The following is a 23,360-nucleotide window of genomic DNA, read 5'->3' as shown; positions in this document are numbered from 1 at the left end:
GTCAACCGGTGGAGGTTATGCCTGACAAGCCTACGTCCCGCCCGGTCTGTGGGATGACACCGTAAACTGGAATATACGTGCGTACGGCTGGTCGTTCGCTGGGAATAGATTGGAACCGTATGCCCTCCGTCAGGACCGTTCTCGTGACCGGGGGCAACCGTGGGATCGGCTTCGCCATCGCCGAAGAATTCGTACGCCAGGGCCACCGCGTCGCGGTCACGGCCCGCTCGGGCTCAGGCCCCGACGGCACCCTCACGGTGCGCGCCGACGTCACGGATGCCGCATCGATCGATGCCGCGTTCACCGAGATCGAGGCGGCCCTCGGACCGGTCGAGGTCGTCGTGGCCAACGCCGGCATCACGAAGGACACTCTTCTGATGCGGATGACAGAGGACGACTTCACGTCCGTGATCGACACGAACCTGAGCGGCGCCTTCCGCGTCGTCAAGCGTGCGTCCAAGGGCATGCTCAAGGCCAGGTTCGGCCGGATCGTGCTCATCTCGAGCGTGGTCGGCCTCTACGGTTCTGCGGGGCAGGTCAACTACTCCGCCTCCAAGAGCGGGCTGGTCGGGCTCGCCCGCTCGGTCACGCGCGAACTCGGCGCCCGGGGCATCACCGCGAACGTCGTCGCACCCGGCTTCATCGAAACCGAGATGACCGCAGAGCTTTCCGACGCCGTGCAGGCCGAATACAAGAAGAACATCCCGGCCGGACGCTTCGCATCCGCCGCCGAGGTCGCGAAGGTCGTCACCTGGCTCGCGGGCGACGACGCCGGTTATATCTCCGGCGCCGTGATCCCGGTCGACGGCGGCCTCGGCATGGGTCACTGACCAGGTCAGCGATACGCCCACCGGGACGTGGAGCCCGGCGCGAACCTGTAAGAGACCCTGAGTCACACGCAGTGGCCCCGGGAGATTCGGGCAGTTCTGGTGTCGAATTCAGGAGATCCCTGCCAACGGATGGGATCGGCCGCACTGGTCCGCGGGCCGGTATCGCTCGCCCGGGCGCATCTCCTGAATTCGGTACCACGAGTGCGGACTCACTCGTCTTCAGCTTTGAATCTCGTGATGAGAAGCCCAAAATTAGGTGAGCAAGCCTCGTACTAGTGTTCGATTCGGGGTAGAATCGGGGTATGGCAGGAGCTTCGGATCCACAGTCACACACGCCGCAGACACCCGGTTCCGGGACTGCGGGGGATCAGCCGACCACGGTAGGCGGCCGGCAGGTCGAGTCGGCCCATCCGGTCGCGATTGCTGAGGGTTTCGAGGGTGCTGAGGGGCTGACCGGCTCGGTTCCGTCGGTTCATGCGGATGCTGTAGCCCGGCTCGCGGAAGCACGTTCGGTTCTCGCGGAGGCCTTGGCGGCGATCCCGGTCGGACTGCTCAACGATGCGGAAGCGGTCACGGCTCTGAAGGAAGTGGAAGCGATTGGCCGGACGGTGGATGCGGCCCGGGTGAACACCGCCACCGATGTGGATCGGCGGGCGCGGGTGCTCGGCCGGGACGGTCTGGCCTGGAAGATGGGCTGCCGGGGACCCTGGGACGTACTCACCCGGGTGACCCGGGTCTCGGCCCGGGAAGTGAAGCGCCGCACGAAACTCGGCGACGCGGTGTTGCCCCGCCGGGCAGGGCTGACGGTGTTGCCGCCGCTCTTCCCGGTCGTCGGGGCCGCCCTGACCGCGGGGGACATCGGGGTCGAGGCGGCCGAGTTGATCACGACGGGGCTGGGGTTGGTCAGTCACCGGGCGGTGCCGGCGGAGGTGGACGTTGCCGAGCGTGCCCTGGTCGCCACAGCGGCCGGACGGATCACCCCGGAAACCGAGAACCTCGCCGGCGCCGGGGTCCCCGCGGCCGCGGATCTGATCCGGGGGATGGTGCTCCAGTGGCAGTCCGTCCTCGACCCCGACGGCGTCCTGCCGCAGGAGGACCTGTTCGAGGCGAAGTCGAACATTGGCTTCGGACAACTCAAGAACGGGTTGTATCCGGTGAAGGGTGGGGTGACGCCGGAACTGTTCGGGATGATGAATACCCTCTTCGACGCCTTCCTGAGCTTCCACGCGCGGCCCGCGTTCCCCACCGAAGAGGAACAGGCCCTGATGGATTCGGGGCAGATGATCCCCGGCGCCGAAACCGCAGGCACCGAGACCTCGGGCACCGACGCCGGCACGGGCCCGGAGCTCGACGTGATCGAAGCGGAGCTTCGGGAACGCCGCCAGGACACGCGCACTAGCGGGGAGAAGCGCGCCGACATCCTCCGGGCGTTGATCGAACACGCCGCCCGCGATGAGGGCACGCCCAGCATGGGCGGGTCCGCTCCCACGGTGATGGTGCACGTGAACGCGGCCGACCTCGCGTCGGGGCTTGGTGTGGGGTGGATCGACGGGGTCGAAGCCCCGGTGTCGCTCAAGACCGTGCGCCAGCGGATCTGCGACGGCGGCTTCCAGGGGGTCCTGTTCGGCGAGAACAACCAGGTCCTCAAACTCGGCCCCGAACGGCGGTACTTCAACCGGGCGCAACGGCGGGCGATCACCGCCCGCGACGGCGGGTGCATCATCCCCGGCTGCAAAGCCCCGGCGCACTGGGCCGAGGTACACCATGTGAAGCCCTGGGCAAAAGACGGACCCACGAACGTCGACAACGGGGTCCTCCTGTGCTGGTTCCATCACCACACCATCGACACCTCGGGGTGGGAGATCCGGATGGTGAAAGGCTCACCACAAGTGCGGGCCCCGGGGCTGATCGACCCGCAACGGCTCTGGCGGCCACCGAACCGGCACCGCGCCCACCAGGTCCTGACCGGACCACCCAACCGCGACTGAAGTGCGCCGCACACGGCGCTCCGACAGGGGAAGCGCTAGCCTCGGAGGCCGAGGAGTGGCAGGACCTGGCTGAGGTCGCAGATGTCGATCGCGACATCCGCTTGGGCCCGCACGAGGGGCTTCGCGTTGAACGCGATGCCGAGGCCCGCGACGTGCATCATCTTCAGGTCGTTCGCACCGTCGCCGACGGCAACGGTCCGGGGGAGCCCGACGCCGAGTTCGGCCGCCCACTCCTGAAGCGTGTCGGCCTTCGCGGTCGCGTCGATGATCGGCCCGACGAGGTTGCCGGTGAGGTGGCCATCGGCGACCTCGAGCCGGTTGGCCCGCCAGTGGTCGATTCCGAGGCTCTCCGCGAGCGGGTCGAGTACTTCGTGGAACCCTCCGGAGACGACACCGATCCGACTGCCATGAGCGTGCAGGCCCGCGATGAGCTCGTGGACTCCCGGAGTCGGGCGCACCAGGAGACCGACGTCGGCGAAGACGCTCTCCGGCAGCCCGGCGAGCGTCTTCACCCGGGCACGGAGACTCTGGGCGAAGTCGATCTCACCGCGCATGGCCTGATCGGTCACCGCGGCGACGAGTTCGAGCGACCCGGCGGCATCCGCCAGGAGCTCGATCACTTCGTTTTCAATCAGGGTGGAATCGGAATCGAGGACGACCAGGAAACGAGTGGGACGGGTCACGGGTGTACGTGCACGCCCTTGCCGACCACGGTGATGCCGGACTCGGTGACGCTGAAGCCGCGCGCGAGGTCACGGTCCCTGTCGACGCCGACGGAGGCGCCCGCGGCGACGACGACGTTCTTGTCGAGGATGGCCCGACGTACGGTCGCGCCGGGCAGGATCTGCACCCGGTCGAAGAGGATCGAGTCCGCGATGTGGGCCCCGGAATCGATGGACACCCACGGTCCGAGCACGCTGCGCTCGATGTGGGCTCCCGAGATGACACAGCCGAGAGACACGATCGAGTCGATCATCGTGCCGAGCGAGCCGCGGCCGTCCCTGACGAACTTGGCCGGCGGCGAGTTGAGCTGCTGGCTGAAGATCGGCCACTTCTGGTTGTAGAGGTTGAAGACCGGGAGCGCGCTGATCAGGTCCTGGTGCGCCTCGAAGAAGGAGTCGATGGTTCCCACGTCGCGCCAGTAGTACCGGTCGCGATCGGTGGAGCCGGGTACCTCGTTGCGCTGGAGGTCGTATACGCCGGCCTCGCCGCGGGACACGAAGTCGGGGATGATGTCCCCGCCCATGTCGTGGCTCGAGTCGGTGCGTTCGCCGTCGCGCAGCACGGCTTCGATCAGGGCGTCGGCGTTGAAGACGTAGTTGCCCATCGAGGCGAACACCTCGTGCGGAGCATCGGCCAGGCCGACGGCGTCCTTGGGCTTCTCGCGGAACTCCCGGATGTGGTCCGGCGTTGCCCCGTCGACTTCGATGACACCGAACTGGTCGGCGAGACCGATCGGCTGCCGGATCGCGGCGACCGTCGCCTGCGCGCCGGAGGCGATGTGGGCCGCGATCATCTGGCTGAAGTCCATGCGGTAGACGTGGTCGGCACCGACAACGACGACGATGTCCGGCTTCTCGTCATGGATCAGGTTCAGGCTCTGCAGGATCGCGTCGGCGGAGCCGGAGAACCAGCGCTTCCCGAGGCGCTGCTGCGCGGGGACTGAGGCGATGTACGAGTTGAACAGCCCACCGGAGACGTGCCAGGTCTGAGAGACGTGACGGTCGAGGCTGTGCGACTTGTACTGGGTCAGGACGACGATCTGGGTCAACCCGGAATTGATCAGGTTGGACAGCGCGAAGTCGATAAGCCGGTAATTGCCTCCGAACGGAACGGCCGGTTTTGCGCGGTCCTCCGTAAGCGGCATCAGGCGTTTGCCTTCACCGCCAGCGAGTACGATTCCAAAGATCTTCTTCGATGCCATGTCTTTACAGTAGGGGCATCCGGGGCCGGGGGCCACTCGAAAAGGTGTGTGTCTGACGGTGCTGCGCTAGTTTTATTGCATGCGAGTCGATCTGTTGACCAAGGAGTATCCACCAGAGGTTTACGGCGGGGCCGGCGTGCATGTCGCCGAGCTCGTCAAGGCCCTCCGCACCGACATTGAGGTCGTCGTGCGCTGTTTCGGAGCGCCCCGTGACGCACCGGAAACGTTCGCATACGGCGTGCCCGCCGAACTCGCCACGGCGAATGCCGCCCTCGCCACCCTCGGCGTCGACCTGCAGATGGCCCAGGACGTGTCCGGCGCCGACGTCGTGCACTCGCACACCTGGTACGCCAACGGTGCCGGGCATCTAGCGAAGCTTCTCCACGGCGTCCCTCACGTCGTCACCGCCCACAGCCTCGAGCCGCTCCGGCCGTGGAAGGCCGAACAGCTCGGCGGCGGCTACCGCGTCTCGAGCTGGATCGAACGAACCGCGTTCGAGGCAGCGGATGCCGTCATCGCCGTGAGCGGGGGAATGCGCGCGGATATCCTCCGCAGCTATCCGGCACTCGACGAGTCCCGGGTGCACGTCGTCTACAACGGCATCGACCTCGAGGCCTGGAAGCCGACCGCGGACACGGACGTTGTCCGTTCGCTCGGCATCGACCCGAGCCGCCCGTCCGTCGTGTTCGTCGGCCGAATCACCCGGCAGAAAGGACTGCCCTACCTCCTTCGTGCCGCGGCGTCCCTTCCGCCCGAGGTCCAGCTCGTGTTGTGCGCCGGTGCACCCGACACCGCGGAAATCATGGCCGAGGTCACCGCAGGAGTCCGGGCGCTGCAGGCCGAGCGCACCGGGGTCGTCTGGATCCCCGAGCACCTGTCCCAGCACGACCTCTCGGCCGTCCTGACCGCGGGTACCGTCTTCGTCTGCCCCTCGGTCTACGAGCCGCTCGGCATCGTCAACCTCGAGGCGATGGCCTGTGGCCTCCCCGTCGTCGGGTCGGCGACCGGCGGCATCCCCGAGGTCGTCGACGACGGGGCCACCGGGCGCCTCGTTCCCATCGACCAGGTCAGCGACGGAACCGGAACGCCGATCGACCCTGACCGGTTCGTCGCCGACCTCGCGCGCACCCTGCTCGAGGTCCTCGCCGACCCCGATCGTGCCGCAGAGATGGGCAAGGCAGGCCGGATCAGGGCAGAGGAAAAGTTCAGCTGGAGCCAGATCGCCACGAGCACGCGGGAGATCTACGCCGGGTTGCTCTGAGCCCCGCCCGGCGTGCCGACGCCTCGGCGTCGGCAGATAACATGGATGCATGGTCAACGTTCTTCAATTCACCGACGTCTCCGTCGTCCGGGCTGGCACAACCATCCTCGACTCAGTGAACTGGAGTGTTGATGACGATCAGCGCTGGGTGATCCTCGGCCCGAACGGCGCAGGAAAGACCACGCTCCTCCAGATCGCCGCCGCGATGCTGCACCCCACCAGGGGCACCGCCGAGGTGCTCGAGGAGCCCATCGGCGGCACCGACCTGTTCGAGTTGCGTCCGCGCATCGGCTTCGCGTCGACCGCGCTTGCCCGCAAGGTTCCGGCCGGCGAAAAGGTCCTCGACGTCGTCATGACCGCCGCATACTCGGTGACCGGGCGCTGGACCGAGGAATACGAGACCATCGACGAGCGCCGCGCCCAGCGGGTGCTCCAGGAATGGCGACTCGACCACCTCGCCGATCGCACCTTCGGAACCCTGAGCGACGGCGAACAGAAGCGGGTGCAGATCGCCCGCTCGATCATGACCGACCCCGAACTGCTCCTGCTCGACGAGCCGGCGGCGAGCCTCGACCTCGGCGCCCGCGAAGAGCTCCTGCGTCTGCTCGGCGGTTATGCCCTCGAGTCGAGCTCACCGGCCATCATCATGGTCACCCATCACGTCGAAGAGATCCCCCTGGGCTTCACCCACGCCCTCCTCCTCTCGGGCGGCCGCGTCGTCTCGGCCGGCCCGTTCGCGGAGTCGCTGACGGCGGACACCCTGACCGAAACGTTCGGCCTGCCGATCGACCTGAGCGAGGTCGCCGGTCGCTTCACGGCCCGTGCGGCCTGACGCTCGCTTCTGCTAGACTAGACAGTCGGTCCTCGGGCCGTGTAACTTTTTCCTGCCGCCGTTCCCCGGTCCACCCGGTCCGGACCGGCGCACCTCATATAAGGAAGTTTTCATGAAGTCTGACATCCACCCCACCTACACCCCCGTGGTCTTCCGCGACCTCGCCTCGGGTGCGACCTTCCTGACCCGTTCGACGGTCTCGAGCGCCAAGACGATCGAGTGGGAAGACGGCACCACCTACCCCGTCATCGACGTGGAAATCTCCTCCGAGTCGCACCCGTTCTACACGGGCAAGCAGCGCATCATGGACTCCGCCGGACGCGTGGAGAAGTTCAACTCCCGCTACAAGGGCTTCGGCAAATAAGTCCGAACCACCGCACGCGCGTTACACAGAAAAGGCGAGCAGCCACGGCTGCTCGCCTTTTTCGTTGTCTGCTGCGCGCGTTACCGCTCCGGCCACGCACCGCTCGCGACGAACTTCGGGTCGCGTTCGCGGCGCATGTAGTCCTGGAAACGCTCGGCCTGCTGCATCGACCACTGCACCTGCAGGTCGTGCAGCTCGGCGACGGTGCCCGGCAGCACGGCGGCGTGTGCCTTAGCGATGGCCTGGGCGACCCTGCCCGCGGCGATCGCGTCCGCTCCGGCGTCATGGGCGTCGTCGAGGGACACCCCGTAGTACGCGCTCGTGACCTCGAGCGTTCGCTTGCCCTTGCGGTAGCGGTCCACCTGCTTGTCGATGACCAGCGGGTCGACGACGGGCGCGGGGGAGACGAGCGGTGCGACCCCGTAGCGCAGCGCCTCCCGGTTGAGTAGCGAGAGGTCGTACGGCGCGTTGTACGCCACGATCGGAAGGCCCCTGCCGAGCAGGTCGCGGATCGTCGCAACGATCTCGGTGACGCCTTCCCCCGCGACGCGGCCGTTCGCAACGGCCTGGGCGGTCGTGATCCCGTGCACGTTGGTCGCCTGCTCCGGGATGTCAATGCCCGGGTCGAGAAGCCAGTCGACGCGCTCGACGACCGCCCCAGAGACGTCGATCACGGCGACCGTCGCCGACACGATGCGACTCGTCTCCACGTCGATTCCGGTCGTTTCAAGGTCGAAGACGGCGAGGGTGTCACTCCAGTTGCTCATGGGGCCAGCCTAGGGCCGACCGACGACATCCCCGGGAGCCACCGCCGCCTGCCCCGCGCGTCCCCGTAAGCTGGAACGGATGATTGTTCCTTCGCCATACGACGCCCAGCTCGCCCGGATCCCGGTGAGCGTCCACACCGTCCCGGTGCTCGGGACCGACACCCGCTACTGGGAGTACGGTGATCCGGCCGCGACGACGACGATCGTGATGGTGCACGGCTTCCGTGGCGACCACCACGGCCTCGAGCCCGTCGTGGCCCAGCTCGCGGGGTACCGCATCCTCTCACCCGACCTCCCCGGCTTCGGCGAGTCGGCACCTCTCACGACCCTGGCGCACGACGTGCCCGGCTACTCGGAATGGCTCAGGGGTTTCGTCGCAGCGGTCGCCCCGACCGGGCGCACCGTGATCCTCGGGCACTCGTTCGGCTCGATCATCGCGGCGTCCGCCGTCGCGGGCGGGCTGCCCGCCGATGTCGTCGTCCTCGTCAACCCGATCGCGGCTCCCGCCCTGTCCGGTCCCCGCGGCATCCTCACCCGGCTCGCCGTGTTCTACTACTGGGCGGCCGCCGCGCTGCCCGAACGGCTCGGCTTCGCCCTGCTCCGCAACCGCGTGATCGTCCGCGTGATGAGCATCGCGATGGCCAAGACCCGTGACCCCGCCCTCCGCCGCTGGATCCACAACCAGCACGACCGGTACTTCTCCGCGTTCTCCGATCGCCGGGTCGTCCTCGAGGCCTTCCGTGCCTCCGTCGGAAGCGACGTGAGCGAATTCGCCGCGCGCATCCCGCAACGCACCCTGCTGATCGCGGCGGACAAGGACGACATCACCCCCGTCGAGGCCCAGTACCGCCTGCGCACGCTGTTCCCGGACGCCCGCCTCTATGTCATCCCCAACGTCGGGCACCTCATCCACTACGAAGTCCCCGTCGAAGCGGCGGAACAGTTGCGCCGCTTCCTGGACGAAACGGCCTCGGCATGAGGATCGTGTTCGACTGCCGGTACACCCGGTTCGACCGGCACGACGGTATCAGCCGGTACACCTCAGAACTCGTCACAGAGCTGAGCCGGCTGCACCCCGTGACGATGCTCATCAGCGACCACCGGCAACTCGCGATGCTGCCCGCACTCCCGTGGCAGCTCGTGAGCGCGCCCACGAGCATCCGTGAGCCCCTCGTCGCCTTCCAGGTCAACCGGCTGCACCCCGACATCGTCTTCAGCCCGATGCAGACCATGGGGTCCTGGGGCCGCAACTACCGGCTGCTGCTCACCGTGCACGACCTGATCTACTATCGCAACCGCACGCCCCCGCGCGACCTGCCCGCCTTCATCCGGCTGCTCTGGCGGCTCTACCACCTCTCCTGGTGGCCGCAGCGGATGCTGCTGAACCGCGCAGACGGCATCGTCACGGTCTCGGAGACGACCAGGGCCCTCATGCTGAAGCACCGTCTCACCCGCAGGCCCATCACGGTCGTCCCCAATGCCGCAGGCGCTCTCGCCGGCGCGGCGGGCGCCGAGACGGGCGTCCGGCGCACCGGCCCGGCCACGGGCAGCCTCATCTACATGGGCTCGTTCATGCCGTACAAGAACGTCGACACGCTCGTGCGCTCCCTCGCCGACCTGCCTGGCCACTACCTGCACCTGCTCAGCAGGATCGGCGACGCCGAGAAGACCCGCCTCCAGACGCTCGTCCCCGGCGCGCGGATCGTGTTCCACGACGGCGTCTCCGACGACGAGTACGTCGCCCTGCTCGATTCGGCGACCGCCCTCGTGACCGCGTCCCTCGACGAGGGCTTCGGGATCCCCCTCGTCGAAGCGATGAGCCTCGGGATCCCCGTCGTCGTGAGCGACATCCCGATCTTCCGCGAGATCGGCGGGGAGGCCGCGCTCTACTTCGAGCCGCGCGACGCCGCGGGTCTCGCCGCTGCTGTCCACCGGCTCGACGAACCGGGGGAGTGGGCGAAACGGTCGGGGCTCGCCATCGAGCAGGCCGCCCGCTACAACTGGGCCGATTCCGCCGGAATCCTGCTCCGGGTGATCCGTCAGACGGCGGAGCGGCCCGCTCAGCCCGAGTAGTGCGTGTTCTCCGCGAAGCCGCGGATCGTCGCGTCGAAGTGCTCGAGCTCGAGGCGGCCGTCTCTCCAGAGGAAGTCGTGGACGGAACCGTTCGCGATGATCTCATCGGGGTGCGGGCGCACTCCGTCGGTCAGGTAGCGGATCAGCGTCCCGATCACACCGCCGTGGCAGACCACGAGCACCGCGTCACCGGGGAATTCCTCGGCCACGCGGCCGAGAGCCGGCAGCACTCTGTCGAGAACCTGCTGGCGCGACTCGAGGCCAGGCACCGGCATCCCGTTCGGGAACTGGCGCTGCCGTTCGGCGAAGGTGAGCCCTTCGATGTGGCCGTGGTGGCGCTCGGTGAGATCGTCGATGATCTCCGGCCGCGGCAAGCCGAGTTCTCCCGCGATGATGCGGGCCGTCTCCGCCGCCCGGTCGAGGGGGCTCGAGACGATCTTCTCCCAGCCGGACGCACTCGGGGTCAGGCCGCCGTCGAGGCTCGGCGCTGCGCCCGAGCGACTCCGCTTGAGCAGGAGCAGGCCGGTCTCGGCCGCCTGGGCCCGTCCGGTCGAGTTCAGCGGGATGTCGGTGCGCCCCTGGATGCGGGTGGCGAGGTTCCAGTCGGTCTGGCCGTGGCGGACGATGGAAAGCCTGGTCTGCAACCGGTGCATGGTCTCGCGTGGCTCCTGTCTGGTGCTGCCTGTTCCGGGCCGGTCCAGCCGTGCGCTGCCCCAGTCCGGCGACCCGGACGCCGCTACCCCGCGAGGCGCTCGGCGAGCCCGGCCAGCACCTCGGAGGTGCCCGCTTCCAGCTTAACCAGTGCGCGCCCGTCTCCCTTGGTCACACCCCGATTGATGACGATAATCGGCAGCTTGCGGCGCCGGGCCTGTTCGAGCAGGCGGATGCCCGAATTGACCGCAAGGGACGACCCGGCGATGATGAGCGCCTGGGCCCCCGCGACGAGGGCCGTGGCCTCGATGAACTTGACCGTCGGCACGAGTTCGCCGAAGAACACCACGTTGGGCTTGAGCATGCCGCCGCAGACGGTGCACGCGGGGATGACGAAGTCCGTGAGGTCCGTGACGTCGGCGTCACCGTCCGGCGCGAGGCGGGCGGAGTCCGGCCGCCGGAGCGAGGGGTTGTCTGCCTCGAGCCGGGCCGCGATGCTCTCCCGGTCGAAGGCCTGGCCGCAGCCGAGGCAGACCACGAGGTCCATCGACCCGTGCAGGTCGACGACGTGCCGGGAGCCGGCCCTGGTGTGCAACCCGTCCACGTTCTGGGTGATCACGCCGGAGATGACTCCTCCGGCCTCGAGGGCGACGAGGGAACGGTGCCCGAGGTTCGGCTCTGCGGCGCGGAACCGGCGCCAGCCGAGGTGGCTGCCCGCCCAATACCGCACCCGGGCCCTGGGGTCGTCGATGAAGGTCTGGTAGTTCATCGGAGTGCGGACGGGGGCGCCCTTGCCCCGATAGTCCGGGATGCCCGAATCGGTGCTGAGCCCGGCGCCGGTCAGCACCGCAGCACGCTTTCCCCGCAGGAGATCGGCGACCGAATCAAGGGTGCCGGCCGACACCTCACTGGCGACCGGAATCGTCTCGGTGGTCATAACGCTCCGTCCTGTCCTGACCGAGTCTAGGCGGGTCAGTTTTCGTCCTTGTTACAGAACCCGGGATACCGGACCCCGGTTACAGGACCGGGCGGTCCAACTGGCAGGCTGGACCTGTTCTCCTTCGAAAGGCAAATCCCCGTGCAGATCATCCACATCGACTCCCTCGACCTCCCCGGTCTTGCCGATTACTCGCAGCTCACCGACGTCGCACTCCGGCGCAAGTCCGAACCGGCGGGCGGCCTGTACATCGCAGAGTCGACCAAGGTCATCGCGCGGGCCCTCGACGCCGGGCATCGCCCCCGATCGGTGCTCCTGCAGGAACAATGGCTGCCGGACGCCCTCGAGTTGCTCGCAGACTGGCCGGACGTGCCGATCTACGTCGGCGCGGCATCCGTGCTCGAAGAACTCACCGGGTACAACCTGCACCGGGGGGCACTCGCGGCGATGCACCGGCCCGTGCTCGCGCCGGTGGCCGACCTGATCCGGGGTGCACGCCGGATCGTCATTCTCGAGAACATCGTCGACCACACCAACGTCGGCGCGATCTTCCGCTCGGTCGCGGGTCTCGGCGCAGACGCCGTGCTGATCACCCCGCGCTGCGCCGACCCGCTCTACCGGCGCAGCGTGCGCGTGAGCATGGGAACGGTGCTGCAGGTGCCGTGGACCCGGCTGCCCGAATGGGATGAGGCCGTCCCGCTGCTGCACGACGCCGGCTTCCACCTCGCGGCCCTCGCCCTCGCCGACAACGCGGTGAGCCTCGACGACTTCGCGATCGATCCGCCGGAGCGGCTCGCCATCGTGCTCGGCGCGGAGGGCGACGGCCTCAGTAGGCAGGCGCTCGCGGTCGCGGACACGGTCGTCACGATCCCGATGCTGCACGGCGTCGACTCGCTCAACGTCGCATCGGCGAGCGCGGTCGCACTGTACGCACTGCGCTGACCCGCGCGTCCAGCGTTTCCCTGTCCTGGGATCGGTAAGGTGAACGGGTGCCTTCCGCGAGTCGTTCCACCATCCTGCGTCGCCGATTCGCCGTCCTCGGGGGACTGCTCGTCGTGATCCTGCTCGGCGGCTATTTCGCGACGACGAGTGCCGCGGCTCTTCCCGCGTCCGCGGCGACGCTCACCCAGCCCGCCGCGCTCACCCAACCGGCGACGGCGATGGTGTGGCCGGGAATCGGGGAGGGCGCGATCGGCGCCGTCGGTTACGACGGGGTGCTCGGCTCCAGCGGCAGCCAGGCCGCCGTGCCGATCGCGAGCATCACCAAGATGATCACCTCCCTCGTGTTGCTCGACGCGAAGCCGCTCGCGGTCACCGAGGCCGGCCCGGACGTGAAATTCACCGACGCCGATGTGCAGATCTACTACGACGTGCTCGCCCAGGACGGCTCCGTCGCCCCCGTCGTGTCCGGGATGGTGCTGAGCCAGCGCCAGGCCCTCGAGGGCATGCTGCTGCCGTCCGCGAACAACTACAGCATCACCCTCGCGAACTGGGCGTTCGGCAGTGTCGACGCGTATCTGAAGGTCGCCAGGGCCTGGCTCACCGATCATGGCCTCACGGGGACCACGATCGCGGACACGAGCGGACTGTCACCCGGGAGCGCCAGCACGCCGGCCGACCTCGTGGAGATCGGCAAGCTCGTGCTGAAGAACCCGGCGCTCGCCTCGATCGTGTCGGAGAAGACGGCAGTGCTGCCGACGATCGGAACGGTGACGAACACCAACGAGATGCTCGGTGACCACGGCGTCGACGGCATCAAGACCGGGACGACGGACGAGGCAGGCGCCTGCCTGCTGTTCTCCGCGGACTTCACCGTCGGCGAGACCACCGTGACCCTCGTCGGGGTCCTGCTCGGCGGGACCACCCACGACACCCTCGACGCCGACATCGGGCGCCTGATCGAGAGCGTCAAGCCCGGTTTCCGTGAGGTCACCCTGACCGAGGCCGGTGCTGCCTACGGAGCGTACGCGAGCGTCTGGGGACAGAGCGGGACGGCCGTGGCCGCCGGGCCGGCATCCGCTCTCGTCTGGTCTGACACGGCCGTCACGGGCGTCGCCACGGCCCGTCCGGTCGGGGTCGGCGCCGACGGGGACACCGTCGGGTCTCTCGACTTCACGGTCGGCACGAAGACGGTCAGTGTTCCGCTCGTCCTGGACGGAACGCTCAGCGACCCCGGGCCGGGGTGGCGCTTCACGCACCCCGGCGAACTGTTCGCGTCCCGCTGACCTCCCCTGCTACTTGAGCGCCTGGCGGAACGGACCGGCTTCCGGGCGTTTGGGCAGCACGTGGTCGCCGGACGACTGGTGCCGGATGCGGCGCAGCACCCACGGCACGAGATACTCCCGCGCCCAGACCATGTCCTCGCTGCGGGCCTGGCGCCAGGTCTGCGCGGGCAACGGCTCCGGCTCCGAGGGTTCGAGGCTGTTCGGCACGTTGAGCACGTCGAGCACCATCCGGGCGACCGTGTGATGTCCGAGGGCGTTCAGGTGCAGCCGGTCGGGCGCCCACATCCGGGCATCCTGGATCTCGGTGAGCGCCCACAGGTCGGCGACGACACAGTCGTACCGGGCCGCGACCGCGCGGATGTTCTCGTTGTAGATCGCGATCTTGCCGCGAATCCCGCGGAAGACCGGGGCGAACCCGACGTCGGCACCCGTGAAGAGCACGATCGTGGCTCCGTCGCGGCTGAGCAGCCGCACGGCCTCACCGCACCGGGCGGCGATCTCGTCGGGGTCGGACCCCGGCCGGATCACGTCGTTGCCGCCCGCGGAGAACGTGATCAGGTCGGGGCGAAGGTCGAGGGCCGGCTCGAGCTGCTCGTCCATGACCTGCCGGATCAGCTTGCCGCGCACCGCGAGATTCGCATATGCGAAGTCCTCAGAACCCTGGCTGAGCACCTCGGCGACCCGGTCGGACCAGCCCCGGAACCCGCCCGGGCACGCGGGCTCGGGATCGCCGACACCCTCCGTGAAGGAATCGCCGACGGCTACGTACCGTGACCAAGGATGCAATGCGGTTGTCATCAGTCCATTCTCCTCGTTTGCACGAAACTGTCTGTTCACCTTGCTAGGTTCTATTGAAGTGACTATCTCAGCAGCGTTCGAACCGAACCAGGGAACGAGTGCAGCCGAACACCTGTCCCCGTCGTTTCCCGGCCGGGCCGCCTGGGGCACCGCGACCAAGCTGCGCGCCTGGCAGGAAGAGGCCCTCGCCGCCTACTTCGTTCACCAGCCCCGGGATTTCCTCGCCGCCGCGACACCGGGAGCAGGCAAGACCACCTTCGCTCTCCGGCTTGCCGCCGAGCTTCGTGCGCGGCACCTGATCGACCGCATCACCGTCGTCGCCCCGACCGAGCATCTCAAGCGCCAGTGGGCGGATGCCGCCGCTCGCGCGGGCATCCGCCTCGACCCCTCGTTCAAGAACGCGGACGGCCGGTACGGCAACCACTTCCACGGGGTCGCCGTCACGTATGCGCAGGTCGCCAGCCGGGCCGCGCTGCACCGCGAACTCACCCAGTCCAGCCGTACCCTCGTCATCCTCGACGAGGTGCACCACGGCGGCGACGCCCTCAGCTGGGGCGACGCGATCCGGGAGGCCTTCGAGCCGGCGACCCGCCGCCTCTCGCTGACCGGGACCCCGTTCCGATCCGATACCTCGCCGATCCCGTTCGTCAGCTACCTGCCGGACGAGCACGGCATCCGCCTGTCGCAGAGCGACTACAACTACGGCTACGGTCGGGCCCTCGCCGACGGCGTCGTGCGACCGGTGATGTTCATGGTCTACGCCGGGCACATGAAATGGCGCACGCGCGCCGGCGACGAAATGGAAGCCAAGCTCGGCGAGGGCAACACCAAGGACATCACGAGTCAGGCCTGGCGCACGGCGCTGGAGCCGACCGGACAGTGGATCCCCGCCGTGCTGCGCGCGGCAGACTCCCGGCTCACCCAGGTTCGGCAGGGTATCCCGGATGCCGGTGGCCTCGTGATCGCCACGGACCAGTCGGCGGCCCGCGCTTACGCGACCATCCTCGAGGAGATTTCCGGCGAGCCCGTGACCGTCGTGCTCTCGGACGAGAAGGAGTCGAGCGACCGGATCGACGAATTCTCGAAGAACACCCGCCGGTGGATGGTCGCCGTGCGGATGGTGTCCGAAGGCGTCGACGTCCCGAGGCTCGCCGTGGGAGTGTACGCAACGAGCGCATCGACGCCGCTGTTCTTCGCGCAGGCCATCGGTCGTTTCGTGCGCGCCAGGCGGCGCGGTGAGACGGCCTCGATCTTCCTGCCCAACGTGCCGAGCCTGCTGAGCCTCGCCAACGCGCTCGAACTCGAACGCGACCACGCGCTCGACCGCAGCAACCGGGATGACGGCGACGACGGGATGTACAACCCGGAAGACGCCATGGTCGCGGCGGCGAACCGCGACGAGAAGGGGTCCGACGGTCTCGGCGAGGACGAGTTCACCTGGCAGGCCATCGACTCCCAGGCGACCTTCGACATGGTCATGTTCGACGGCGACGAATTCGGTCAGCTTGCCGAGCCGGGCACCGACGAGGAGTTCGACTTCATCGGCATTCCCGGGCTGCTCGAACCGGAACAGGTGTCAGAGCTGCTCAGGCAGCGGCAGTCGCGCCAGGCCAAACGATCCACCGACCGGCGCAAGAACCCGGTCACAGGGGAGATCGCCCCGGAGGAACCGCCGCCGCTGTACCGCACCCTGAAGGAACAGCGCACCCTGCTCGCGAGTCTCGTGGGCATGTGGTCGAAGCTTGCAAACGAGCCGCACGGAATCGTGCACGCCGAACTTCGGCGGGTGTGCGGGGGGCCGGCGGTCGCCCAGGCGAGCGTGACCCAGCTGCAGAACAGGATCGACCTGCTGCGCCGCCGCCTCGGCCGCAGCTGACGCCGACTTCGACGCCGACTTCGACGCCGACTTCGACGCTGAGGACGACGCTGCCGAACGCGATCGATCATCGATCGTTACCCGGTCAGGACGCAGACCCTTGCGTTATCGAGTGTTCTGTCGCATAAACTCTCAGTGACGAAAGAGTGTGGCTGATGGAACCGAAGAAAGCCGAAATCGACAGGGTCGACCGGGCATTACTGAAGGCCCTTTCGGTCAACGCGCGGGCCTCCGGCGCCGCACTCGCGGCCGAGATCGGCGTCGCCGAGTCGACGGTGTCGCTGCGGCTGCGCCGGTTGCAACAACTCGGGCACATCCGTGGCTACCGCGCGAACATCGACCTTGCCGCCCTCGGGGCGTCCCTGCAGGCGCTCATCTCGGTGCGGCTGGCCAAGCACGCCCGGGTGCAGATCGACGACTTCCGTAACGCCGCCCCGCACTGGCCCGGCGTGATCGGCCTCTTCCACACCGCGGGGGCGGACGACTACCTTCTGCACGTCGCGGCGGCGAACGCGTCCGCGCTCCGGGACTTCGTGCTCGAGCATCTCGCAGAGCATCCGGCGGTCGCCCATACCGAGACCAACCTGATCTTCGAGTACGTCGATGGTGACGGCTGGCAGGACCTCGTCAACTAGGCGCCCTGGCTTCAGCCGTGTCCGAGGCGGTGCCGGAGGTCCTCAGGCGGTCGCCCCGTGGCCAGGACCACGGCGGGCCGCTCTCCGGCCTCCGACCATGGCCCGGTGAAGCTCAGCACGGCGAGGGTGCTCGTCGGCATCGGCGTCCACTGTCCGGTCAGGACCTCGGCCAGGTCTGCGATCCCGGGATTGTGCACGACGAGCACGACGGTGTGAGCCTCATCGGGGAGTTCCCGGACGACGTCCAGGAGTTCGTCCGCCGAGGCGGCATAGCCGCGGCTGTCGACGCGGGTGGGCGGTGGTTCGGTGAGTTCGGCCTCGGCGATTTCCCAGGTGCTCCTGGCCCGGTGCGCGGGGGAGACGACGGCGAGATCGATGTGCCCGATATTGCGGGCCAGCCACGCTCCCGCGAGCGGCGCCTGCCGCAGCCCCCGGTCGGCGAGCGGTCGCTCCAGGTCTGACACTTCGCCGGACCAGTCCGACTTGGCGTGCCGAAGCAGGATCAGCGTGCGCTCACTCATACCCAGAGTCTGCCACCGAAGGCGGCACGGGTGACAAACGCCGCTCCTGACAGGGCACGCGGAATCTGGGATGATGCCCTCAGTCCGCGGTGATCGGATGACAGGGACGTGGAGGCACGGTGACCAAGAACAGGCTCGAGGCGTTCAGCGATGGTGTGCTCGCCATCATCATCACGATCATGGTGCTCGAGATCCGGGTGCCGGAGGAACCCACCTGGCAGGGGCTCGTGACCATCCTGCCGACGCTGTTCAGCTACCTGCTGAGCTTCGTCTACATCGGGATCTACTGGAACAACCACCACCACCTGCTGCGCCTCGCCTCCGGCGTGAGCGGCGGCATCCTGTGGGCGAACCTGCATCTCTTGTTCTGGCTCTCCCTGTTCCCGTTCGTCACGAGGTGGAGTGACGAGTCGGGGTTCGCCGAGGTCCCGGTCATGGTCTACGGGATCACCCTGCTGCTGGCTGCAGTGGCGTTCTACATCCTGGAGCGGGCCCTGATCCGGTATCAGGGCGCCGACGGAGCCCTCGCCACGGCCCTCGGACGGGACTGGAAGGGCAAGGGCTCGCCCTTCATCTACCTCGCCGGGATTCTGGTCGCCCTGGTGCAACCGCTCGCGGCCATGGGCGTGTTCGCGATCGCAGCGCTCATCTGGCTGGTACCGGACCGGCGGGTAGAGCGCTTCGTGGGGGACGGACGCGGCGAGTGATTCGGCGAGTATTTCGGCGAGTAGTTCGGTACGTGGTGTGGCTTAACGAAGTAATGCCCCCGCCGAAGCGGGGGCATTACTGGAGCTCTCTGGGCGAGTGACCTCAGTCAGTCGCAGTTCAAGCAGTGTGCTGATTCAGCACTGAGCAGAATCAGAGGGCGCGGATGTTCTCGGCCTGGGGACCCTTGGGGCCCTGGGTTACCTCGAACTCGACCTTCTGGTTCTCGTCGAGGGACTTGTAGCCATTGGAAGCGATCGCGGAGTAGTGCGCGAACACGTCGGCGCTTCCGTCGTCGGGAGCAATGAATCCGAAGCCCTTTTCAGCGTTGAACCATTTCACGGTACCTGTTGCCATTTTTGAAACTCCTCCAGGAGTGTTAGACCGACCCCGACTGTCGGGGCCGTTCGTCGCGGTATTCGTCGTCCGCTTCCGAAAGGAATACGCCGCATGGACCGGAGTCCGTGCGTTTTAAGACGTGCAAGCACTACAACTACTGGGACAAGACTAGACCACTTCGCTCGGTATGAAGCGGATTCAGGACGAATTCGAGTCGTAACCGTTACGTTTTATGAATATTTCGCCCGAACAGGGCTGATTTCGAGTCGTTGGTGCTGGTCAGGCGACTGGGTCAGTCGACGGTGGCGAAGTCGATGAGCTGTTCGACCCTGCCGAGGAAGGCGGCCTCGAGGTCGGCATACGACCGGACCCGGCCCAGGATGCGTTGCCAGGCCCTGGCGATATCGGCCTGGTCCTCGTGCGGCCAGCCCAGGTGCTGGCAGATTCCGTGTTTCCATTCGACCGAGCGGGGAATCGTCGGCCAGCCCGTCATGCCGAGCCGCTCCGGTTTGACGGCCTGCCAGACGTCGACATACGGGTGCCCGACCACGAGCACGTGTCGTCCGTGCGGACCGCGCGCGACCTGGTCTGCGATGCGGCTCTCCTTGGACCCCGCCACGAGGTGGTCGACGAGGACGCCGACCTTGCGTCCCGGTCCCGGTTTGAATTCGCGGAGGAGTTCCTCGAGGTTGTCGACGCCCTCGAGGTATTCGACCACGACGCCCTCGATGCGCAGGTCGGCTCCCCACACCTTCTCGACGAGCTCCGCGTCGTGCCGGCCCTCGACGAAGATCCGGCTGCCGCGGGCGACCCGGGCGGGTGTCGCGGCAACGGCCAGGGACCCGGATGCCGTCCGTGCGCGTTGCTGGGGGGCCCTGGCGGGGACGACGAGGCGGACGGCCTCGCCGTCGATCAGGAACGCTGAGCCGAGCGGGAAGAGCCGGAGTGCGCCGTGACGGTCCTCGAGGGTGACGATCTGCTTCTCGAGGCGCACGATGGCCCCGCAGAACCCGGTCGCGACCTCTTCGACGACGAGGTCGCGGACGGCCTCCTGGGTCGGGATGACCTTCCGTCCCACCTCGCGCCAGCCGGGCCTCAGGGCGTCCTGTCCGTATCGATCGTCATTCACCCGTTCGACGTTAGCCGAACATCAGCGGGAGCGGAGCGGGAGACGACGGGGAGACGAGCGGGCGACGATCGGGCCCTCAGCGGAAGTCCCGGGACGTCGTCGGTGCAGCGAGGGTGAGGGTGTCGAACTTGTCGGCGAGGAGGTTCGTGACGCCTTCCGGTGAACGCTCCAGGATGCCGCGCACGACGAGAGCGGGGGACTCCCTGGCGATCCGACGGTACCGGTTCCAGACGCCGGTCCCGGCGATGACGTTCAGGGTCCCGGTCTCGTCCTCGAGGTTGAGGAAGGTCACCCCACCGGCGGTCGAAGGTCGCTGCCGGTGCGTGACGACGCCGCCGACCTGGATCCGGCGTCCGGACTCGACCGTGGCCAGTCGGTCGATCGGCACGGCGCCCCGTGCGTCCAGCCCCGTGCGCGCGTGACCGATCGGATGGTCGTCCGGCGAAATGCCGGTCGCCCAGAGATCGTAGACGACCTGTTCGACGGGGCTGAGGAGGTCGAGCAACGGCGGCTGCACGGTGACCGCTGTGCCGCTGAGGTGGTCGGGTCGCTCGGTCGCCGCCTCTCCGGCCGTCCAGAGGGCAGTCCGTGGTTCGAGCCCGAGACCGGAGAAGGCGCCGGCGGCGGCGAGCGCCTCGAGCTGCTCCGTGTTGAGTCCGACCCGGCCGGCGGCATCCGCCATGGACAGGTACGGTCCGTTCAGGTCGCGCTCGGCGACGATGCGGCGGGCGAGGTCGCCGCCGATGCCGGAGACCTCGGCGAGGCCGAGGCGGACGGCGAAGTCGCCGTCCCTGCGGTGGTCGGCCCAGTCCGGCGGAACCGCGCGGTCGAAGGGCGGCACCGGCGGCTGCTCTGTGCACAGGCAGGCCGCCCTGCGGACCGTCGCGGGAGCCCCGGTGGGCTCGAGGCCGGCGTCGGCACCCGAGCGCAGGATGTCCGGGCGGAGTACGGTGACGCCGTGACGGCGCGCGTCCGCGACGAGAGACTGCGGAGAGTAGAAGCCCATGGGCTGGGCGCGGAGGAGGGCCGCCAGGAAGGCGCCGGGGTAGTGCAGGCGCAACCAGGCGCTCGCATAGACGAGCAGCGCGAAGCTGATCGAGTGGCTCTCCGCGAAGCCGAAGTTGGCGAAGGCCTCGATCTTGGCGTAGATCGTGTCCGCCACGTCCCCGGTGATGCCGTTGCCTGCCATCCCGGCATACAGCCGGCCGCGGAGGGTGGAGATCTTCTCGATGCCGCGCTTGGACCCCATCGCGCGCCGGAGCAGGTCGGCGTCCTCGCCGGAGCACCCGCCGACGGCCATCGCCATCTGCATGAGCTGCTCCTGGAAGAGCGGGATGCCGAGGGTGCGCTCGAGCACGGGCTCGAGTTTCGGGTGCAGGTACGTCACCGGTTCCTGGCCGAGCTTGCGGCGGATGTACGGATGCACGGCACCGCCCTGGATGGGCCCCGGCCGGATCAGGGCGATCTCGACGACGAGGTCATAGAACCGGCGCGGCTGCAACCGGGGCAGGGTCCCCATCTGGGCGCGGCTTTCGACCTGGAAGACGCCGACGGAGTCCGCCCGGCAGAGCTGGTCGTAGACGCCGGCCTCCTCGCGAGGGATGGTCGCGAGGGTCCACGTCTCGCCGAGGTGCAGGGTCGTGAGGTCGAAGGCGTACTGGATGGCCGCGAGCATGCCGAGTCCGAGCAGGTCGAACTTCACCAGGCCCATCCAGGCGCAGTCGTCCTTGTCCCACTGCAGCACGGTCCGGTTGTCCATCCTCGCCGGCTCGATCGGGCAGACCTCGCCGACGGGCCGGTCGGTCAGGACCATGCCGCCGGAGTGGATTCCGAGGTGCCGGGGCGAGCCGAGGAGCTGTTCGGCGAGGTCGGTCACGAGCGGGGGGATGTCGTGCTCCGGGCTCGACACGGCCTCGCCCCAGCGCTCGACCTGCTTGGACCAGGCGTCCTGCTGCCCGGTGCTGAAACCGAGAGCCTTGGACATGTCCCTCACGGCGATCTTCGGCCGGTAGGTGATGACGTTCGCGACCTGCGCGGCGTTGAGCCTGCCGTAGCGGCCGTAGACGTACTGGATGACCTCCTCGCGCCGGTCGGAGTCGAAGTCGACGTCGATGTCCGGTTCCTCGTCCCGGAGGCTCGACAGGAAGCGTTCGAAGGGAAGCCGGTAGAAGATCGAGTCGACGGCGGTGATGCCGAGCACGAAGCAGACGGCGGAGTTCGCCGCGGAGCCACGGCCCTGGCAGAGGATGCCGCGACTGCGCGCGAACCGGACGATGTCGTGCACGATCAGGAAGTAGCCGGGGAAATCCTTGGCCTCGATGACCGCGAGCTCCTTCTCGATGCGCTCGAGCACCGACGGGGAGGCGCCCGGGTACTTCTCGGCCACGCCGTCCATCACGAGGGAGCGCAGCCACGTCATCGGCGTGTGCCCGGCAGGGACGTCCTGACGCGGCAGGCGAGGGCGGGCCCTGCGGAGCGAGAAGGCGAGCTCGGCCGCGAGCGGAACCGTGTTCGCGACCGCGCCGGGATAGCGCGCGAATCGGGCGGCCATCTCGGCTCCACTGCGCAGGTGCGCCCCGTCGGAGCCGGCGAGCCAGCCGTCCATCTGGTCGAGGCTGCGCCGGGCGCGCACGGACGCGAGCGCCGCTGCGAGCCGGGAGCCCGCCGGGGTGGCGTAGTGCACGGCATTCGTGGCGAGCACCGGCAGGCCGGCTTCACCGGCGAGTCCCGCGAGGACGTCGTTGGCGGCGCTGTCCGCCGGGTAGCCGTGGTCGTACAGTTCCACGAAAACGTTGTCCCTGCCGAAGAGGCGCACGAGCGCGCCCAGTTCCCGTGCCGCGGCAGCGGGGCCCCCCGCGGCGAGCGCCCGGCGGACGGCGCCCTTGCGGCACCCGGTCAGCACGGCCCAGGTACCGTCGGCCCGGGCCGCGAGCTCCTCCAGGTCGTACACCGGGCGGCCCTTCTCCCCGCCGGCGAGATGCGCGTTCGTGAGGGCACCGGAGAGGCGGTGGTAGCCGGCCTGGCCGCGGGCCAGCACGAGCAGGTGGGTGCCGGCCGGGTCCGCGCTGCCGTTCTGGGGCTCGGTGAGGCCGAGGGAGAGCTCGGCGCCGAAGACCGTGGCGATGCCCGGGAAGCTCTCGGCCGTCTCGGCGAGGCGAACGGCGCCGTAGAGCCCGTCGTGGTCGGCCAGGGCGAGAGCGGAGAGTCCGAGTCTCGAAGCTTCCTCGAGCAGGGCCTCCGGGGAACTCGCACCATCGAGGAAGCTGAAGTTGGAGTGCGCGTGCAGCTCGGCGTACGGCACGACGGCAGCCTCGGCGGCAGGGCCCGCGGGTGGCGTCGGCCGGGCAGGGGCGTATGGCCGGCGCTTGCTCGACCACGCCGGGCTGTCGCCGCCGTCGGCTCCTGGTGGCGGTCCGCCGGGACGGTGCCGGTCCGAGAGGGCGCGCTCGAGTTCGGACCACGGGATCGGGGGATTGCTCCAGCCCATCAGCCGGCGACCTCAGCC

22 protein-coding genes are annotated in these 23,360 nt (G+C 68.5%); 12 read left to right on the top strand and 10 right to left on the bottom strand.

Annotated features, from left to right (window positions below; all coding sequences use genetic code 11):
• Positions 1 to 119 precede the first annotated feature (119 nt).
• Positions 120 to 830 carry a 3-oxoacyl-ACP reductase FabG gene (gene fabG, locus E3O44_RS01385; protein ID WP_134531886.1) on the top strand — a complete coding sequence of 237 codons (711 nt, stop codon included), beginning with the start codon at positions 120 to 122 and terminating at the stop codon, positions 828 to 830.
• Between the two features lie 302 nt (positions 831 to 1,132).
• Positions 1,133 to 2,818 (top strand): HNH endonuclease signature motif containing protein, encoded by a 1,686-nt coding sequence (locus E3O44_RS01380; protein ID WP_134531885.1) that lies wholly within the window; start codon positions 1,133 to 1,135, stop codon positions 2,816 to 2,818.
• 35 nt (positions 2,819 to 2,853) lie between these two features.
• Here E3O44_RS01380 and serB read toward each other — a convergent pair whose 3' ends face one another.
• On the bottom strand, positions 2,854 to 3,501 hold the full coding sequence (serB, locus tag E3O44_RS01375; protein WP_134531884.1) for a phosphoserine phosphatase SerB: 648 nt from the start codon (positions 3,499 to 3,501) through the stop codon (positions 2,854 to 2,856).
• Positions 3,498 to 4,742: a glucose-1-phosphate adenylyltransferase gene (locus E3O44_RS01370; RefSeq protein ID WP_134531883.1), complete on the bottom strand. Its 1,245-nt coding sequence runs from the start codon at positions 4,740 to 4,742 to the stop codon at positions 3,498 to 3,500. The genes serB and E3O44_RS01370 overlap by 4 nt, the downstream gene beginning before the upstream one ends.
• A 79-nt stretch (positions 4,743 to 4,821) precedes the next feature.
• Between E3O44_RS01370 and glgA the strand changes: the two genes are divergently transcribed.
• From glgA to E3O44_RS01355, 3 genes are all read left to right on the top strand, one after another.
• Entirely contained in the window at positions 4,822 to 6,003 is a 1,182-nt protein-coding gene (gene glgA / locus E3O44_RS01365; protein ID WP_134531882.1) for a glycogen synthase, read from the top strand.
• Positions 6,004 to 6,052: 49 nt separating this feature from the next.
• Positions 6,053 to 6,835: an ABC transporter ATP-binding protein gene (locus E3O44_RS01360; protein ID WP_134531881.1), complete on the top strand. Its 783-nt coding sequence runs from the start codon at positions 6,053 to 6,055 to the stop codon at positions 6,833 to 6,835.
• A 112-nt stretch (positions 6,836 to 6,947) separates the two neighbouring features.
• Positions 6,948 to 7,199, top strand: a complete 252-nt coding sequence (locus E3O44_RS01355; RefSeq protein ID WP_134531880.1) for a type B 50S ribosomal protein L31 — start codon at positions 6,948 to 6,950, stop codon at positions 7,197 to 7,199.
• A gap of 80 nt (positions 7,200 to 7,279) precedes the next feature.
• On the opposite strand, the gene E3O44_RS01350 is transcribed toward E3O44_RS01355, so the two are convergent.
• Positions 7,280 to 7,966: an exonuclease domain-containing protein gene (locus E3O44_RS01350; protein WP_134531879.1), complete on the bottom strand. Its 687-nt coding sequence runs from the start codon at positions 7,964 to 7,966 to the stop codon at positions 7,280 to 7,282.
• A 79-nt stretch (positions 7,967 to 8,045) separates the two neighbouring features.
• On the opposite strand from E3O44_RS01350, the gene E3O44_RS01345 reads away from it, so the two are divergent.
• Entirely contained in the window at positions 8,046 to 8,945 is a 900-nt protein-coding gene (locus E3O44_RS01345; protein ID WP_134531878.1) for an alpha/beta fold hydrolase, read from the top strand.
• Complete coding sequence (locus E3O44_RS01340) at positions 8,942 to 10,039, top strand: glycosyltransferase family 4 protein (RefSeq protein WP_134531877.1); 1,098 nt, start codon at positions 8,942 to 8,944, stop codon at positions 10,037 to 10,039. Before E3O44_RS01345 ends, E3O44_RS01340 begins: the two co-directional genes overlap by 4 nt.
• Here the strand turns inward: E3O44_RS01340 and E3O44_RS01335 are convergent.
• Both E3O44_RS01335 and E3O44_RS01330 read right to left on the bottom strand, forming a co-directional pair.
• Positions 10,027 to 10,683, bottom strand: coding sequence for a histidine phosphatase family protein (locus tag E3O44_RS01335; RefSeq protein ID WP_241975943.1), 657 nt, complete (start codon positions 10,681 to 10,683; stop codon positions 10,027 to 10,029). The genes E3O44_RS01340 and E3O44_RS01335 overlap by 13 nt on opposite strands.
• Positions 10,684 to 10,775: 92 nt before the next feature.
• Positions 10,776 to 11,627 (bottom strand): Sir2 family NAD-dependent protein deacetylase, encoded by an 852-nt coding sequence (locus tag E3O44_RS01330; protein ID WP_134531875.1) that lies wholly within the window; start codon positions 11,625 to 11,627, stop codon positions 10,776 to 10,778.
• Between the two features lie 141 nt (positions 11,628 to 11,768).
• On the opposite strand from E3O44_RS01330, the gene E3O44_RS01325 reads away from it, so the two are divergent.
• Together E3O44_RS01325 and E3O44_RS01320 are read left to right on the top strand one after the other, a co-directional pair.
• Positions 11,769 to 12,569: a TrmH family RNA methyltransferase gene (locus tag E3O44_RS01325; protein WP_134531874.1), complete on the top strand. Its 801-nt coding sequence runs from the start codon at positions 11,769 to 11,771 to the stop codon at positions 12,567 to 12,569.
• A gap of 47 nt (positions 12,570 to 12,616) precedes the next feature.
• On the top strand, positions 12,617 to 13,852 hold the full coding sequence (locus E3O44_RS01320) for a D-alanyl-D-alanine carboxypeptidase family protein (protein WP_241975941.1): 1,236 nt from the start codon (positions 12,617 to 12,619) through the stop codon (positions 13,850 to 13,852).
• 9 nt (positions 13,853 to 13,861) lie between these two features.
• On the opposite strand, the gene E3O44_RS01315 is transcribed toward E3O44_RS01320, so the two are convergent.
• Positions 13,862 to 14,650: an SGNH/GDSL hydrolase family protein gene (locus E3O44_RS01315; protein ID WP_134531873.1), complete on the bottom strand. Its 789-nt coding sequence runs from the start codon at positions 14,648 to 14,650 to the stop codon at positions 13,862 to 13,864.
• Positions 14,651 to 14,708: 58 nt separating this feature from the next.
• On the opposite strand from E3O44_RS01315, the gene E3O44_RS01310 reads away from it, so the two are divergent.
• Entirely contained in the window at positions 14,709 to 16,526 is a 1,818-nt protein-coding gene (locus E3O44_RS01310; protein WP_134531872.1) for a DEAD/DEAH box helicase, read from the top strand.
• A gap of 155 nt (positions 16,527 to 16,681) precedes the next feature.
• The gene (locus E3O44_RS01305) at positions 16,682 to 17,161 is read left to right on the top strand and encodes an Lrp/AsnC family transcriptional regulator (RefSeq protein WP_134531871.1); all 480 of its coding nucleotides are present in this window, start codon (positions 16,682 to 16,684) and stop codon (positions 17,159 to 17,161) included.
• An 11-nt stretch (positions 17,162 to 17,172) separates the two neighbouring features.
• Here E3O44_RS01305 and E3O44_RS01300 read toward each other — a convergent pair whose 3' ends face one another.
• On the bottom strand, positions 17,173 to 17,682 hold the full coding sequence (locus E3O44_RS01300; protein ID WP_134531870.1) for a SixA phosphatase family protein: 510 nt from the start codon (positions 17,680 to 17,682) through the stop codon (positions 17,173 to 17,175).
• 119 nt (positions 17,683 to 17,801) lie between these two features.
• Here E3O44_RS01300 and E3O44_RS01295 point away from each other — a divergent pair, with 119 nt between their 5' ends.
• Positions 17,802 to 18,389, top strand: coding sequence for a TMEM175 family protein (locus E3O44_RS01295; RefSeq protein WP_134531869.1), 588 nt, complete (start codon positions 17,802 to 17,804; stop codon positions 18,387 to 18,389).
• A 151-nt stretch (positions 18,390 to 18,540) separates the two neighbouring features.
• Here E3O44_RS01295 and cspE read toward each other — a convergent pair whose 3' ends face one another.
• From cspE to E3O44_RS01280, 3 genes are all read right to left on the bottom strand, one after another.
• Positions 18,541 to 18,744: a transcription antiterminator/RNA stability regulator CspE gene (gene cspE, locus E3O44_RS01290; protein WP_035840308.1), complete on the bottom strand. Its 204-nt coding sequence runs from the start codon at positions 18,742 to 18,744 to the stop codon at positions 18,541 to 18,543.
• A gap of 274 nt (positions 18,745 to 19,018) precedes the next feature.
• On the bottom strand, positions 19,019 to 19,855 hold the full coding sequence (locus tag E3O44_RS01285; protein WP_134531868.1) for a DUF3097 domain-containing protein: 837 nt from the start codon (positions 19,853 to 19,855) through the stop codon (positions 19,019 to 19,021).
• Positions 19,856 to 19,931: 76 nt separating this feature from the next.
• Positions 19,932 to 23,342, bottom strand: coding sequence for an error-prone DNA polymerase (locus E3O44_RS01280; RefSeq protein ID WP_134531867.1), 3,411 nt, complete (start codon positions 23,340 to 23,342; stop codon positions 19,932 to 19,934).
• Between the last annotated feature and the right edge of the window lie 18 nt (positions 23,343 to 23,360).

It is taken from the genome of Cryobacterium algoricola, assembly GCF_004402485.1.
Classification (GTDB): domain Bacteria; phylum Actinomycetota; class Actinomycetes; order Actinomycetales; family Microbacteriaceae; genus Cryobacterium; species Cryobacterium algoricola.
The sequence above is the reverse complement of the archived record's forward strand: the minus strand, read 5'-3'. Positions and strand labels throughout refer to the sequence as shown.

Excerpts from the sequence above, each read along its gene's own strand:
- fabG (WP_134531886.1), top strand. The coding sequence starts at position 120 with ATGCCCTCCGTCAGGACCGTTCTCGTGACCGGGGGCAACCGTGGGATC.
- E3O44_RS01380 (WP_134531885.1), top strand. The coding sequence starts at position 1,133 with ATGGCAGGAGCTTCGGATCCACAGTCACACACGCCGCAGACACCCGGT.
- E3O44_RS01370 (WP_134531883.1), bottom strand. The coding sequence starts at position 4,742 with ATGGCATCGAAGAAGATCTTTGGAATCGTACTCGCTGGCGGTGAAGGC.
- glgA (WP_134531882.1), top strand. The coding sequence starts at position 4,822 with ATGCGAGTCGATCTGTTGACCAAGGAGTATCCACCAGAGGTTTACGGC.
- E3O44_RS01360 (WP_134531881.1), top strand. The coding sequence starts at position 6,053 with ATGGTCAACGTTCTTCAATTCACCGACGTCTCCGTCGTCCGGGCTGGC.
- E3O44_RS01355 (WP_134531880.1), top strand. The coding sequence starts at position 6,948 with ATGAAGTCTGACATCCACCCCACCTACACCCCCGTGGTCTTCCGCGAC.
- E3O44_RS01350 (WP_134531879.1), bottom strand. The coding sequence starts at position 7,966 with ATGAGCAACTGGAGTGACACCCTCGCCGTCTTCGACCTTGAAACGACC.
- E3O44_RS01345 (WP_134531878.1), top strand. The coding sequence starts at position 8,046 with ATGATTGTTCCTTCGCCATACGACGCCCAGCTCGCCCGGATCCCGGTG.
- E3O44_RS01340 (WP_134531877.1), top strand. The coding sequence starts at position 8,942 with ATGAGGATCGTGTTCGACTGCCGGTACACCCGGTTCGACCGGCACGAC.
- E3O44_RS01330 (WP_134531875.1), bottom strand. The coding sequence starts at position 11,627 with ATGACCACCGAGACGATTCCGGTCGCCAGTGAGGTGTCGGCCGGCACC.
- E3O44_RS01315 (WP_134531873.1), bottom strand. The coding sequence starts at position 14,650 with ATGACAACCGCATTGCATCCTTGGTCACGGTACGTAGCCGTCGGCGAT.
- E3O44_RS01305 (WP_134531871.1), top strand. The coding sequence starts at position 16,682 with ATGGAACCGAAGAAAGCCGAAATCGACAGGGTCGACCGGGCATTACTG.
- E3O44_RS01300 (WP_134531870.1), bottom strand. The coding sequence starts at position 17,682 with ATGAGTGAGCGCACGCTGATCCTGCTTCGGCACGCCAAGTCGGACTGG.
- cspE (WP_035840308.1), bottom strand. The coding sequence starts at position 18,744 with ATGGCAACAGGTACCGTGAAATGGTTCAACGCTGAAAAGGGCTTCGGA.
- E3O44_RS01280 (WP_134531867.1), bottom strand. The coding sequence starts at position 23,342 with ATGGGCTGGAGCAATCCCCCGATCCCGTGGTCCGAACTCGAGCGCGCC.